Source organism: Streptomyces collinus Tu 365 (assembly GCF_000444875.1).
GTDB lineage: Bacteria > Actinomycetota > Actinomycetes > Streptomycetales > Streptomycetaceae > Streptomyces > Streptomyces collinus_A.
On record NC_021985.1, the window covers coordinates 1,513,247 to 1,525,976 of the forward strand.

Consider the following 12,730-nt stretch of genomic DNA (forward strand, 5'->3'; position numbering starts at 1 on the left):
ACCTCCTCCGCCACGCCCCATGAGCGGCGTTCGGCCGCAAGTGTGGCGTAGCGGGGGGTTCGTCCGGGCGGCTGACATGTCCTCCGATCGTGTGGTCTTGGGCGAACCGGTGGGCGTCGAGGAACGTTTCGAGGCCCGCCGGGTCAGGGCGCCTGGAGGTCGACCAGTGCGGCCAGGGCCGTGCGGTGCGCTCCCGCGGTGCCGTAGGCGAGGGAGTCCGCCTTGGCCCGCTTGAGGTACAGGTGGATCGGGTGCTCCCAGGTCATGCCGATCCCGGCGTGCAACTGCAGCGCCTCCTCGGCCGCGTGGACGGCGACGGGCGCCGCGTACGCCTGCGCGACGGCGACCGAGACGTCGGTGTCCCGGCCCGAGGCCAGCGCGTCGGCGGCGGCGCGGGCGGCGGCCCGCAGGTTGACCACCTCCAGCCAGAGCTGGGCGAGCCGGTGCTTGAGCGCCTGGAAGCCGCCGACCTGCCGGTTGAACTGCCTGCGCTCCTTCAGGTAGCGGACCGTCTCGGTCAGCGCCCAGTCGGCGACGCCGAGTTGCTCGGAGGCGAGCAGTCCGGCGGCGGACCGCAGGGCCTGGCGCACGGCGGGTTCCGCGGCCCCGATCCGGCGGCAGGCCGCGCCGTCGAGGGCGACGGTGGCGAGCGGCCGGGTCAGGTCCAGGGAGGTCTGCGGGGTGACGGTCGCGGCGTCGGCGGACACGGCGTACAGACCGCCGTCGTCGGCGGGGACGAGCAGCACGTCGGCGGCGGCCGCGTCGGCGATGCCGGTCAGCTCCCCGTGCAGGGCGCCGCCCTCCAGTCGTACGGCCGGGAAGTCGGCGCCCGGGGCACGGTGCAGGCCGACGGCGAGGACGCCGATGGTCCGCCCGGAGGCCAGCCGGCCGAGCAACTCCTCGTCCCCGCACGCCAGCAGGGCCTCGGTGGCAACGACCGCGCTGGTCAGGTAGGGCACGGGGGCGACGGCCCGGCCCAGCTCCTCCAGGACGACGGCCGCCTCCCGGTGCGTGGCGCCCTGGCCGCCGTGGGTCTCGGGCACCAGCAGCCCGGCGAGGCCCATGCTCTCGGCGAGCGACTTCCACAGGGCGAGGTCGTGCGGCGCGTCCGACTCCGTGCGGGTGATCACGTCGGCCGGGGCGCAGTGGTCCGTGAGCAGGTCACGGACGGCCGCGCGCAGCGCCTCTTCCTCCTCGGAGTAGAGGAGATCCCGCTGTTCGCTCATCGGGCGAGGTCCTTCCATGCGACGTCCTTGTCGGTGCGCGGCTCGGCGGGCAGGCCGAGGACCCGCTCGGCGACGATGTTCAGCAGGACCTCGCTGGTCCCGCCCTCGATGCTGTTGCCCTTGGAGCGCAGGTAGCGGTAGCCGGCGTCGCGGCCGGTGAAGTCGACCAGTTCGGGGCGGCGCATGGTCCAGTCGTCGTACGACAGCCCCTCCTCGCCGCGGAGTTCGACCTCCAGGCCGCTGATCGCCTGGTTGAGCCGGGCGAAGGCGAGCTTCATGCCGGCACCCTCGGGTCCCGGCTGGCCGGCGACGAGCTGCTGGCGCAGGCGTTCGCCGGTGAGCCGGGCGACCTCGGCCTCGACCCAGAGGGTCAGCAGCCGCTGGTGCAGGTCGTGGGTGCGCAGGTCCGGGCGTTCCCGCCAGGTCGCGGAGACCGGGCCGATCATGCCGCCCTCGCGGGGCAGCCGCATGCCGCCGATGGCGACGCGCTCGTTGTTGAGGGTAGTCTGGGCGACCCGCCAGCCGTCGCCGACCTCGCCGAGGCGGCGGGTGTCGGGGATGCGGACGCCGGTGAGGAAGACCTCGTTGAACTCGGCCTCGCCGGTGATCTGGCGCAGCGGCCGCACCTCGACCCCGGGGTCGGTCATGTCGCACAGGAAGTAGGTGATGCCCGCGTGCTTGGGCACGCCCGGGTCGGTGCGCGCGATCAGGATGGCCCAGCGGGCGAGGTGGGCGCTGGAGGTCCACACCTTCTGCCCGTCGACCACCCAGTCGTCACCCTCCCGTACGGCCCGGGTGCCGAGCGCGGCCAGGTCGGAGCCGGCGCCGGGCTCGCTGAAGAGCTGGCACCAGACCTCCTCGCCGGTCCACAGGGGCCGCAGGAAGCGCCGCTTCTGCTCCTCGGTGCCGTAGCGCAGGATGGTCGGCGCGGCCATGCCGAGGCCGATGCCGATGCGCCGGGGGTCGTTGTCCGGGGCGCCGGCGGCCTCCAGCTCGGCGTCGACCACGGCCTGCAGGGAGCGCGGGGCGCCGAGGCCGCCGAGGCCCTCGGGGTAGTGCACCCAGGCCAGTCCGGCGTCGAAGCGGGCCCGGAGGAACTCCAGGCGGTCGGTGGCGGCCGGCGGGTGGGCGGCCAGCAGTTCGGCGGTGCGGCGCCTGAGGTCGTCGGCGTCGGTCATACGGCGGCTCCCTTGTCCATGACCACGGCCACCCGGCCGGTGGTCGCACCGTCGGCGACGCGCTGCACGGCCGCGGCGGCCGAGTCGAGCGGCACCCGCTCGCTCACCAGCGGCTTGATCGCGCCGCTCGCGGCCAGTGCGGTCAGCTCCTCGTGGCAGCGCAGGATGAGCTTCGGGTTCTTGGTGGCGTACAGGCCCCAGTGCAGGCCGAGGATCGCGTAGTTCTTCACCAGGGCGTGGTTGAGGGCGGGGCTGGGGATGGTGCCACTGGCGAAGCCGACGACGACGATCCGGCCCTCGAAGGCGACGAGCTTGGCGGACTGGGTGTAGGCCTCGCCGCCCACCGGGTCGTAGATCACGTCGGCGCCCCGGCCGCCGGTGGCCTCCTTGACGGCCGCGATCACGTCCTCGGCGTGACGGTCGACCACAACGTCGCAGCCCAGTTCGCGGGCCACGGCGGCCTTCCGCGCGCCGCCGACCACGCCGATCACGGTGGCCCCGGCCGCCTTGCCGAGCTGCACGGCCGCACTGCCGACACCGCCGGCGGCGGCGTGCACGAGCAGGGTCTCCCCGGCTTCGAGGCGGGCCCTGCGGTGCAGGCCGAACCAGCCCGTCTGGTAGCCGATGTGCAGCGCGGCGGCCTCGGCGTCGTCCAGCGAGTCGGGCGCGGGCAGCAGGGCGCGGGCGTCGGCGAGGGCGTACTCGGCGAAGCCGCCATGGGGCAGGGCCGGGTTGGCGAGCACGCGGCGGCCGTCCTCGGTCTCGCCGCAGATCTCCACGCCGGGCGTGAAGGGCAGCGGGGGCCGTACCTGGTACTGGCCGCGGCAGAGCAGGGCGTCCGGGAAGTTGATGTTGGCGGCCCGCACGCGCAGCAGGACCTGGCCCTCGCCGGGCGTGGGCCGCTCCACCTCCGCCAGGCGCATCACCTCGCCCGGCTCGCCGTTCTCGTGCACTTGCCATGCCTGCATGGGGGGCCTCCACGGGACTGCCTCGTCTGACCGGGTCCTCCGCATACTAAGCGGTCGCTTGCCGATCGGGGAACAGTCGATCGCGTCACTCGCGCCGACGCGCCCGTACCCGCATCCTCTCGCCCCGCGCTCGGTCCCGCGGGGCGGACGGGCCGGGGAACCGGGCGGGGACCGGACGGACCGGCCGGGGGCCTCGCCCCGCCACGCCCCCGTCGGCGGGTGTAGAGCGCGGGCCGCCGGGTCACATTGACTGCATGCTGCTCACCCGGCTCGCGGAGGTTTCCCGGGAGGTGGCCGCCACGGCGGCCAGATCCCGCAAGACCGCCCTGCTCGCGGAGCTCTTCCGGGACGCGGAGGCGGACGACGTGCCCATCGTCATCCCCTACCTGGCCGGACGGCTCCCGCAGGGCCGCCTCGGCGTCGGCTGGAAGGTCCTGGCCCGCCCGGTGCCGCCCGCCGCCGAACCCTCGCTCACCGTGCGGGAGGTCGACGCCCGGCTCGGCGAGCTGGGCAAGGTGTCCGGGCCCGGCTCCCAGGCGGAGCGCGCCCGGCTCGTCGGCGAGCTGATGGGCGCGGCCACCGAGGGCGAGCAGCGCTTCCTGCTCGGCCTGCTGACCGGCGAGGTCCGGCAGGGCGCGCTGGACGCGGTCGCCGTGGAGGGCCTGGCCCGGGCGACCGGCGCGGACGCGGCGGACGTACGGCGCGCGGTGATGCTCGCCGGGTCGCTGCAGACGGTGGCGCAGGCGCTGCTGGCCGACGGGCCCGGGGCCCTTGACCGGTTCCGGCTCACCGTCGGCCGTCCGGTGCTGCCGATGCTGGCCCACAGCGCCTCCTCGGTCGCCGAGGCGGTGGAGAAGCTCGGCGCGTGCGCGGTGGAGGAGAAGCTGGACGGCATCCGCGTGCAGGTGCACCGGGAGGGCAGCGCGGTACGGGTCCACACCCGCACCCTGGACGACATCACCGACCGGCTGCCCGAGGTGACCCGAGCGGCTCTGGCGCTGGCGAGCGAGCGTTTCATCCTGGACGGCGAGGTGCTCTCCTTCGACGCGGACGGCCGGCCGCGCTCCTTCCAGGAGACCGCGGGCCGGGTGGGCTCCCGGGTGGACGTGGCGCGGGCGGCCGAGGAGGTGCCGGTCTCCCCCGTCTTCTTCGACCTGCTGTCGGTGGACGGCGTGGACCTGCTCGACCTGCCCTTCGCCGAGCGGCACGCGATGCTCAGCGATCTGGTGCCCGCCCCGATGCGGGTCCGCCGCATGGTCGCCTCCGGCCCCGAGCACATCCCCGAGGCGGAGCGCTTCCTCGCCGACACGCTGGCGCGCGGCCACGAGGGCGTGGTCGCCAAGGCGCTGGACGCCCCCTACAGCGCGGGCCGGCGCGGCGCGTCGTGGCTGAAGGTCAAGCCCGTGCACACGCTGGACCTGGTGGTGCTGGCCGCCGAGTGGGGGCACGGCCGCCGCACCGGCCGGCTCTCCAACCTGCACCTCGGCGCCCGCACCCCGGACGGCGGATTCGCGATGCTCGGCAAGACCTTCAAGGGCATGACCGACGCGATGCTCGTCTGGCAGACCGGAAGGCTCCGCGAACTGGCCGTCGAGGAGCACGGCTGGGGGGTCACGGTACGCCCCGAACTCGTCGTGGAGATCGCCTACGACGGTCTGCAGCGCTCCTCCCGCTACCCGGCCGGCGTCACCCTGCGCTTCGCGCGCGTGGTCCGCTACCGCGAGGACAAGCGGCCCGAGGAGGCCGATACGGTGGAGGTCCTGCTGGCGGCTCACCCGGAGGTCAGGCCGTGACGGTGCGTGCGACCAGACGCAGTGCGGGACTGCTGTTGTTCCGGCACACCGACGACCGCCTCGAGGTGCTGCTCGGCCACATGGGCGGACCGTTCTTCGCGAAGAAGGACGCGGGAGCGTGGACCGTGCCCAAGGGCGAGTACGAACCGGACGAGCCCGCCTGGGAGGCGGCCAGGCGGGAGTTCCGTGAGGAACTGGGCCTCGCGCCGCCGGACGGGAGGGCTCTGGCGCTGGGCGAGGTCACGCAGGCCAACGGCAAGATCGTCACGGCGTGGGCGATCGAGGCCGACCTGGACCCGGCGGCGATCGAGCCGGGTACCTTCACCATGGAGTGGCCGCCGAGGTCGGGGCGGACGGCGGAGTTCCCGGAGCTGGACCGGGTGGCCTGGTTCGGTCTCGACGGGGCGCGTGCCGTCATCATCCCGGCCCAGGCCGCGTTTCTGGACCGGCTGGCGGAGCACTCGGCCTGAACAGGGGCCCACGCGTTGCGACCGGCGCAGTCGCGCGCGAAGGTCGAAGCAAGCCCGCTCCCAGGGAGGCCAGCCATGCCCATCGCCACGGTGAACCCGGCCAACGGCGAGACGCTCAAGACGTACGAGCCCATGGGCGAGGAGGAGCTGGAACGCCGGCTCCAGCTCGCCGAGGCGACGTTCCGCACGTATCGGACGACCTCCTTCGCCGAACGCGCACGCATGCTGAAAAAGGCCGCCGACCTGCTGGACGAGGACCAGCGGGAGATCGGCCGGGTGATGACCACCGAGATGGGCAAGCCGGTCACGCAGGCCCGCGCGGAGGCCGCGAAGTGCGCCAAGGCGATGCGCTGGTACGCGGAGCGCGCCGAGGGGCTGCTGGCCGACGAGGAGCCGCCGGCGGTGGACGTCAGCGACTCGGGCGCCTCCCGGGTGCGGGTGACCTACCGGCCGCTGGGCCCGGTCCTCGCCGTGATGCCGTGGAACTTCCCGCTCTGGCAGGTGATCCGGTTCGCCGCGCCCGCGCTGATGGCGGGCAACGTGGGCCTGCTCAAGCACGCCTCGAACGTGCCCCAGACGGCCCTTTACCTGGAGGATCTCTTCCACCGGGCGGGCTTCCCCGAGGGCTGCTTCCAGAGCCTGCTGATCGGCTCGGGCGCGGTGGACGACGTCCTGCGCGACGAGCGGGTGAAGGCGGCGACGCTCACGGGCAGTGAGCCGGCCGGCCGCGCGGTGGCCTCCACCGCCGGCGAGATGATCAAGAAGACGGTGCTGGAGCTGGGCGGCAGCGATCCGTACGTCGTCATGCCCTCGGCCGACCTCGACCGGGCGGCTCAGGTCGCCGTGACCGCGCGGGTGCAGAACAACGGGCAGTCCTGCATCGCGGCCAAGCGGTTCATCGTGCACACGGACGTCTACGACGCCTTCGCCGAGAAGTTCGTCGCGGGCATGGAGGCGCTCAAGGTCGGCGACCCCCTGGAGGAGGACACCGAGGTCGGGCCGCTCTCCAGCGAACAGGGACGGTCCGACCTGGAGGAACTGGTCGACGACGCGAAGCGCGGCGGGGCCCGGGTGCTGTGCGGCGGGGAGCGGCCGGACGGGCCGGGGTGGTACTACCCGCCGACCGTGCTGGCCGGCATCACCCGGGAGATGCGCATCCACCGCGAGGAGGCGTTCGGGCCGGTCGCCACGCTGTACCGGGCCGCCGACCTGGACGAGGCGCTCCTGATCGCGAACGACTCCCCGTTCGGACTGAGTTCGAACGTGTGGACCCGGGACGAGAACGAGGTGGAGCGGTTCGCCCGGGACCTGGAGGCGGGCGCGGTGTACGTCAACGGGATGACCGCCTCGCACCCGGCTTTCCCGTTCGGTGGCGTGAAGCGGTCCGGGTACGGGCGTGAGCTGTCCGGGCACGGAATCCGGGAGTTCTGCAACATCACCACGGTTTGGCAGGGTGCGTGAGCGCCGCGCGGCTACCATCCCGATTGTGAACCGCGAAGTGACTCTGCCTCTGATCGTCGACGACCGCGGTACCTTGCAGGTGGCGGCGGCCGACGTGAGTAAGTTGTTGCGGACCGTGGGCGGGCGGTGGCTGCATCTCGTCGAGGCCGGGGAGCAGCTCGACGAGGACACCGTGGCCGCTCTGACCATCGAGCTGGCGAAGCTGGCGGACCGCATCGACGTGGCCTGCATCGCGCACAGCAGCGGGGCGCCGTAACGGCTCGCGCGGCGCGGGCGCGCCTCGGGCACAACATGCCCTGCGGAACGAGAAGTCGAGGGTCGCGGCAGCCGCCGCGGCCCTCCTTCCGCGTTCTCCCCCGAGCCGTCACGGGGCCGGGGCCGGTCACAGTCCGTTGTCCCCGATTCGGAGTAATCCGACGAGAGATCGTCAGCCCCCCGGGTGAACCTGGGTGGACCACCTCCGGGTGGACCACCTTCTGACCGGCGGGCGCAGGTCTGCCGGACGGCGAAAGCAGGGACGGCTCATGGCTACTTTGTGCAGACCCTCGGTGTCCGTACCCGAACACGTGATCACGATGGAGGAGACGCTGGACCTGGCGCGTGAGCACCACGCGGACCACCCCCAGCTCCCCCTGGCCCTCCGGCTGATCGAGAACACGGGAGTCCGCACCCGGCACATCGTGCAGCCCATCGAGGAGACCCTGAAGCACCCCGGGTTCGAGGACCGCAACAAGCTCTACGAGGCCGAGGCCAAGGCCCGCGTCCCCGCGGTGATCCAGCAGGCGCTCGACGAGGCGGAACTCCTGACCACGGACATCGACGTGATCATCTACGTGTCGTGCACGGGCTTCATGATGCCCTCGCTGACCGCGTGGCTGATCAACGAGATGGACTTCTCGAGCACCACCCGTCAGCTCCCCATCGCCCAGCTGGGCTGCGCGGCCGGCGGCGCGGCCATCAACCGGGCGCACGACTTCTGTTCGGCCTACCCGGAGGGCAACGCGCTCATCGTGGCCTGCGAGTTCTGCTCGCTGTGCTACCAGCCCACCGACCTCGGCGTCGGCTCGCTGCTGTCCAACGGCCTGTTCGGCGACGGCATCGCGGCCGCCGTGGTGCGCGGCCGGGGCGGAACGGGCGTCCAGCTGGAGCGCAACGGGTCGTACCTGATCCCCAAGACCGAGGACTGGATCGCCTACGACGTCCGGGCCACCGGCTTCCACTTCCTGCTGGACAAGCGGGTGCCGACCACGATGGAGCCGCTCGCCCCGGCGCTCCAGGAACTCGCGGGCAACCACGGCTGGGACGCCTCCGACCTGGACTTCTACATCATCCACGCGGGCGGTCCCCGAATACTCGACGACCTGAGCAAGTTCCTCCAGGTCGACCCCCACGCGTTCCGGTTCAGCCGGTCCACGCTCACCGAGTACGGAAACATCGCGAGCGCCGTCGTGCTGGACGCGCTGCGCCGCCTGTTCGACGAGGGCGGTGCCGAGCACCGGGCGCGCGGGCTGCTCGCCGGGTTCGGCCCCGGCATCACGGCGGAGATGACCGTGGGCCGCTGGGTCCGGGACGGTGAGATGACGCGATGAGCGCAGAGACCCTGACGGAGCCGGTCGGCGAGGCGCTGCCTCCGGTGCGGCACTGGCCGGCCGTCGACCTGGCCGGCACGGACTTCGACCCGGTGCTCACCGAGCTGATGAGCGAGGGCCCCCTCACCCGCGTCCAGCTGCCCAACGGCGAGGGCTGGGCCTGGCTGGTCACCCGCTACGACGACGTGCGCATGGTGGCCAACGACCCCCGCTTCAGCCGCGAGGCGGTGATGGGCCGTCAGGTCACCCGGCTCGCGCCGCACTTCATACCGGACCGGGGCGCGATCGGCTTCCTGGACCCGCCCGACCACACCAGGCTGCGCCGCGCGGTCGCCGCCGCCTTCACCTCCAAGGGTGTGGAGCGGATCCGCGGCAAGGCGCGTGTGATGCTGGACGAGCTGGTCGACGAACTGCTCCAGGACGGCCCGCCCGCCGACCTGACGGCGGCGGTGCTCAGCCCCTTCCCCATCGCGGTGATCTGCGAGCTGATGGGGGTACCGGCCGCCGACCGGCACGCCATGCACACCTGGACCCAGCTGATCCTGTCCTCCTCGCACGGCAAGGACGTGAGCGAGAAGGCCAAGCGCGAGATGAGCGCGTACTTCTCCGACCTCGTCGGGCTGCGCGAGGGCAGCACGGGCGAGGACGTCGCCTCGCTGCTGGGCGCCGCCGTCGGCCGGGCCGAGATCACTCTGGAGGAGGCCGTCGGTCTCGCGGTGCTGCTGCAGATCGGCGGCGAGGCGGTCACCAACAACAGCGGCCAGATGTTCCACCTGCTGCTGAGCCGCCCCGCGCTGGTGGAGTGGCTGCGCTCCGACCCCGGGATCCGCCCGCGGGCGATCGACGAGCTGCTGCGCTGGATCCCGCACCGCAACGCCGTCGGCCTGTCCCGGATCGCCCTGGAGGACGTGGACGTCCACGGCGTACGGATCCGGGCCGGCGACGCGGTGTACGTGTCCTACCTGGCCGCCAACCGCGACCCGGAGGTCTTCCCGAACCCGGAGGTCATCGACTTCTCCCGCAGTCCCAACCCGCATGTGGCGTTCGGCTTCGGCCCGCACTACTGCCCCGGCGGGATGCTGGCCCGGCTGGAGTCGGAGCTGCTGGTGGACGCCCTGCTGGACCGGGTGCCCGGCTTGAAGCTGGCCGTGCCACCGGAGCAGGTGCCCTTCAGGAAGGGCGCGTTGATCCGTGGTCCCGAGGCCCTGCCCGTGACGTGGTGAGCGGCCGATGACGACGACCGAGGGGCTGGCGGTACCGGAAGGGCCCGCGGCCCGGGGAGTGGCACCGGCGCAGGCGGAGGCGCCGGTGCAGGAGACGGCGCGGCCCGAGGGGCTGCTGGTGCCGCCGGGTCACGGCCGCGTGGTGGAGACGCCGGCCCAGCGTGTGACGTTCAAGGTCACCGGCACGCACTCGCGGATGGCCTCCACCTTCGAGGTGGAGGTCCCGCCGGGCTTCGACGTCGGCGCCCATGTGCACACCCGCAGCGAGGAGTTGTTCTACGTCCTGGAGGGCGAACTGGACGTGCTCGCCTTCGAGCCGCGCGTCCGCACCCCCGACCACTGGCAGCGCTGGGAGTCGGTCTCGGGCACCCGGGTGGTCCGGGCGACTCCGGGCACGGTGATCGTCGTGCCCCCCGGGTGTCCGCACGCGTTCGCCAACCCGAAGGACACGCCCGCGAAGATGTTCTTCCAGGCGTCTCCCCCACCGGACCACGAGCGCTACTTCGAGGAGCTGCTGGAGATCCTGCGCAACGGCGGCCCTCCCGACCAGGCCGCCATCGAGGAGCTGCGGGCGAAGTACGACATCCAGCAGCTCACCCCGCTCAGACACCGGTGAGCACACCGGCCGCCGGGTACGACAAGCGCGACGGGCCGCAAGGGGCGCGGGGAACGCGCGACGGGCCACGCCCGACGGCCGGCCGTGCTCCCGCACCCCTTCGGTGCCCTGGACAGCGACCGCGCTAGCGGATCGGCATGCCCGACAGGGTCCGCGCGATGACCAGCCGCTGGATCTCGCTGGTCCCCTCGAAGATCGTGTAGATCGCGCTGTCCCGGTGCATCCGCTCCACCGGGTACTCCCGGGTGTAGCCGTTGCCGCCCAGGATCTGGATGGCCTGCGCGCTCACCTTCTTCGCTGTCTCGCTCGCGAAGAGCTTCGACATCGACCCCTCGGCCGCGGTGAACGGCTTGCCGTTGACGGCCATCCAGGAGGCGCGCCACACCAGCAGGCGGGCCGCGTCGATCTGGGTGCGCATGTCGGCGAGCTGGAAGGCGACGCCCTGGTTGTCGATGATCGGGCGCCCGAACTGCTCGCGGGTCTTCGCGTAGTCGAGGGCGACCTCGTAGGCGGCCCGGGCGGTGCCGACCGCCATCGCGCCCACGGCCGGCCGGGATGCCTCGAACGTGGCCATGGCCGCGTTCTTCACCCGCTCGCCGCCCGCCCTGGCCCTCTCCCGGGCCCGGGCGAGGCGCTCGTCCAGCTTCTCCTTGCCGCCGAGCAGGCAGGAGCCGGGAACGCGGACGCCGTCCAGGACGACCTCGGCGGTGTGCGAGGCCCGGATGCCGTGCTTCTTGAACTTCTGGCCCTGGGTGAGGCCCGGCGTGCCCGGCGGGACGATGAAGGAGGCGTGGCCCTTGGAGCCCAGCTCCGGGTCGACGCTCGCGACGACGACGTGGACGTTGGCGATGCCGCCGTTGGTCGCCCAGGTCTTCGTGCCGTTGAGCACCCACTCGTCCTTGGCCTCGTCGTACACGGCACGCGTGCGCAGGGAGGCGACGTCGGACCCGGCGTCGGGCTCGGAGGAGCAGAACGCGGCCACCTTGACGTCGTTCGCGTCGCCGTACATCTGGGGGATCCAGGTGCCGATCTGCTCCTCGGTCCCGTTGGCGAGAACGCCCACGGCGGCCAGACCCGTGCCCACAATGGAGAGGGCGATGCCCGCGTCACCCCAGAAGAGCTCCTCCATGGCCATCGGGATGCCGAGGCCGGTGGGGTCGAAGTACTGCTGCGCGTAGAAGTCGAGGGAGTAGATGCCGACCTTCGCGGCCTCCTGGATGACCGGCCAGGGAGTCTCCTCACGCTCGTCCCATTCGGCGGCCGCGGGGCGGATCACGTCGGCGGCGAAGCCGTGCAGCCAGTCCCGGACCTCCTTCTGTTCGTCGTTGAGCTCCATGGTGAACTCGGCCATGTCCCCTCCAACGGTGGTGCGTGCACTGTTGCCAGTGATGTTACTAGCGGTAACGCGAGTGTGTTACCGACCGGTAGTGAAAGTCAACCGCCGATCACGCCTCGGCATCCCGTTCGATGTCAGGCACGCCGAGAGTGTTAGTTTGCGCAGGCGTCACCGAATCAGCACGGGTGGGGAGAGCACATGGACACCACACAGCGGACCGATCAGCAGCGATCAGCCGACCGACGACGGCGCGAACTGCTGGAGGCCGCCGACCGGGTGGTGCTGCGCGACGGCCCGCAGGCCTCGATGAACGCGATCGCCGCCGAGGCGGGCATCACCAAGCCGATCCTCTACCGCCACTTCGGCGACAAGGGCGGACTGTACGCCGCGCTCGCCACGCGGCACACCGACGCGCTCCTCGCCTCGCTGCGCGCGGCCCTCGACGCCCCCGCCGACCGGCGCGAGCGGGTCGAGGCCACCCTCGACACCTACCTCGCGGCCATCGAGGCCAGGCCCCAGGTGTACCGGTTCCTGATGCACCCCGCAGAGGGCAGCACCGGCGGCGACCAGGGCTTCGACGTGGGCAAGCACTCGGCCCCGCTGCTGCGGCGGATGGGCGAGGAGCTGGCCCAGGTCATCGAGGAGCGGCTCGACCTCGGCCCCGGCAGCCAGCAGCTCGCCCGGGTGTGGGGACACGGGATCGTCGGGATGATGCACGCGGCCGGCGACTGGTGGCTGGGCGAGCGGCCCTGCTCCCGCGCCGAACTCGTGCGCTCCCTCGCCGACCTGCTGTGGGGACGCCTCGCGGCGGCGGGCGACAAGGTCGGCGGCCCCGGCTTCTGACGGCCGCGGGCCGGGACCCCGCCGCCC

The 12,730-nt window shown here is 72.7% G+C and carries 12 protein-coding genes; 8 read left to right on the plus strand and 4 right to left on the minus strand.

Annotated features, from left to right (window positions below; all coding sequences use genetic code 11):
• Nucleotides 1–143 precede the first annotated feature (143 nt).
• The 3 genes from B446_RS06195 to B446_RS06205 are packed head-to-tail and all read right to left on the minus strand — an operon-like array spanning nucleotide 144 to nucleotide 3,372.
• Nucleotides 144–1,226, minus strand: a complete 1,083-nt coding sequence (locus tag B446_RS06195) for an acyl-CoA dehydrogenase family protein (RefSeq protein ID WP_020938563.1) — start codon at nucleotides 1,224–1,226, stop codon at nucleotides 144–146.
• Entirely contained in the window at nucleotides 1,223–2,404 is a 1,182-nt protein-coding gene (locus B446_RS06200; RefSeq protein ID WP_020938564.1) for an acyl-CoA dehydrogenase family protein, read from the minus strand. The genes B446_RS06195 and B446_RS06200 overlap by 4 nt, the downstream gene beginning before the upstream one ends.
• A complete protein-coding gene (locus tag B446_RS06205) occupies nucleotides 2,401–3,372 on the minus strand; it encodes an NADPH:quinone oxidoreductase family protein (protein ID WP_020938565.1) in 972 nt (323 codons plus the stop codon). The genes B446_RS06200 and B446_RS06205 overlap by 4 nt, the downstream gene beginning before the upstream one ends.
• A gap of 254 nt (nucleotides 3,373–3,626) precedes the next feature.
• Here B446_RS06205 and B446_RS06210 point away from each other — a divergent pair, with 254 nt between their 5' ends.
• The 7 genes from B446_RS06210 (at nucleotide 3,627) to B446_RS06240 (ending at nucleotide 10,524) form a co-directional block, all read left to right on the plus strand.
• The gene (locus B446_RS06210; RefSeq protein ID WP_020938566.1) at nucleotides 3,627–5,165 is read left to right on the plus strand and encodes an ATP-dependent DNA ligase; all 1,539 of its coding nucleotides are present in this window, start codon (nucleotides 3,627–3,629) and stop codon (nucleotides 5,163–5,165) included.
• The gene (locus B446_RS06215; protein ID WP_020938567.1) at nucleotides 5,162–5,635 is read left to right on the plus strand and encodes an NUDIX domain-containing protein; all 474 of its coding nucleotides are present in this window, start codon (nucleotides 5,162–5,164) and stop codon (nucleotides 5,633–5,635) included. The genes B446_RS06210 and B446_RS06215 overlap by 4 nt, the downstream gene beginning before the upstream one ends.
• 75 nt (nucleotides 5,636–5,710) lie before the next feature.
• Nucleotides 5,711–7,096 carry an NADP-dependent succinic semialdehyde dehydrogenase gene (locus B446_RS06220; protein ID WP_020938568.1) on the plus strand — a complete coding sequence of 462 codons (1,386 nt, stop codon included), beginning with the start codon at nucleotides 5,711–5,713 and terminating at the stop codon, nucleotides 7,094–7,096.
• 25 nt (nucleotides 7,097–7,121) lie between these two features.
• The gene (locus tag B446_RS06225) at nucleotides 7,122–7,352 is read left to right on the plus strand and encodes a DUF6213 family protein (protein WP_043477773.1); all 231 of its coding nucleotides are present in this window, start codon (nucleotides 7,122–7,124) and stop codon (nucleotides 7,350–7,352) included.
• A gap of 268 nt (nucleotides 7,353–7,620) precedes the next feature.
• Nucleotides 7,621–8,685: a type III polyketide synthase gene (locus tag B446_RS06230; protein ID WP_043474887.1), complete on the plus strand. Its 1,065-nt coding sequence runs from the start codon at nucleotides 7,621–7,623 to the stop codon at nucleotides 8,683–8,685.
• Complete coding sequence (locus B446_RS06235; protein WP_020938571.1) at nucleotides 8,682–9,908, plus strand: cytochrome P450; 1,227 nt, start codon at nucleotides 8,682–8,684, stop codon at nucleotides 9,906–9,908. Before B446_RS06230 ends, B446_RS06235 begins: the two co-directional genes overlap by 4 nt.
• 118 nt (nucleotides 9,909–10,026) lie before the next feature.
• A complete protein-coding gene (locus B446_RS06240; RefSeq protein ID WP_234967616.1) occupies nucleotides 10,027–10,524 on the plus strand; it encodes a cupin domain-containing protein in 498 nt (165 codons plus the stop codon).
• A 124-nt stretch (nucleotides 10,525–10,648) separates the two neighbouring features.
• On the opposite strand, the gene B446_RS06245 is transcribed toward B446_RS06240, so the two are convergent.
• Nucleotides 10,649–11,875 carry an acyl-CoA dehydrogenase family protein gene (locus tag B446_RS06245; RefSeq protein WP_020938573.1) on the minus strand — a complete coding sequence of 409 codons (1,227 nt, stop codon included), beginning with the start codon at nucleotides 11,873–11,875 and terminating at the stop codon, nucleotides 10,649–10,651.
• A 183-nt stretch (nucleotides 11,876–12,058) separates the two neighbouring features.
• On the opposite strand from B446_RS06245, the gene B446_RS06250 reads away from it, so the two are divergent.
• The gene (locus B446_RS06250; protein WP_020938574.1) at nucleotides 12,059–12,703 is read left to right on the plus strand and encodes a TetR family transcriptional regulator; all 645 of its coding nucleotides are present in this window, start codon (nucleotides 12,059–12,061) and stop codon (nucleotides 12,701–12,703) included.
• The last annotated feature ends 27 nt before the right edge of the window (nucleotides 12,704–12,730 follow it).

Excerpts from the sequence above, each read along its gene's own strand:
- B446_RS06245 (WP_020938573.1), bottom strand. The coding sequence starts at position 11,875 with ATGGCCGAGTTCACCATGGAGCTCAACGACGAACAGAAGGAGGTCCGG.
- B446_RS06200 (WP_020938564.1), bottom strand. The coding sequence starts at position 2,404 with ATGACCGACGCCGACGACCTCAGGCGCCGCACCGCCGAACTGCTGGCC.
- B446_RS06205 (WP_020938565.1), bottom strand. The coding sequence starts at position 3,372 with ATGCAGGCATGGCAAGTGCACGAGAACGGCGAGCCGGGCGAGGTGATG.
- B446_RS06230 (WP_043474887.1), top strand. The coding sequence starts at position 7,621 with ATGGCTACTTTGTGCAGACCCTCGGTGTCCGTACCCGAACACGTGATC.
- B446_RS06250 (WP_020938574.1), top strand. The coding sequence starts at position 12,059 with ATGGACACCACACAGCGGACCGATCAGCAGCGATCAGCCGACCGACGA.
- B446_RS06220 (WP_020938568.1), top strand. The coding sequence starts at position 5,711 with ATGCCCATCGCCACGGTGAACCCGGCCAACGGCGAGACGCTCAAGACG.
- B446_RS06210 (WP_020938566.1), top strand. The coding sequence starts at position 3,627 with ATGCTGCTCACCCGGCTCGCGGAGGTTTCCCGGGAGGTGGCCGCCACG.
- B446_RS06195 (WP_020938563.1), bottom strand. The coding sequence starts at position 1,226 with ATGAGCGAACAGCGGGATCTCCTCTACTCCGAGGAGGAAGAGGCGCTG.
- B446_RS06235 (WP_020938571.1), top strand. The coding sequence starts at position 8,682 with ATGAGCGCAGAGACCCTGACGGAGCCGGTCGGCGAGGCGCTGCCTCCG.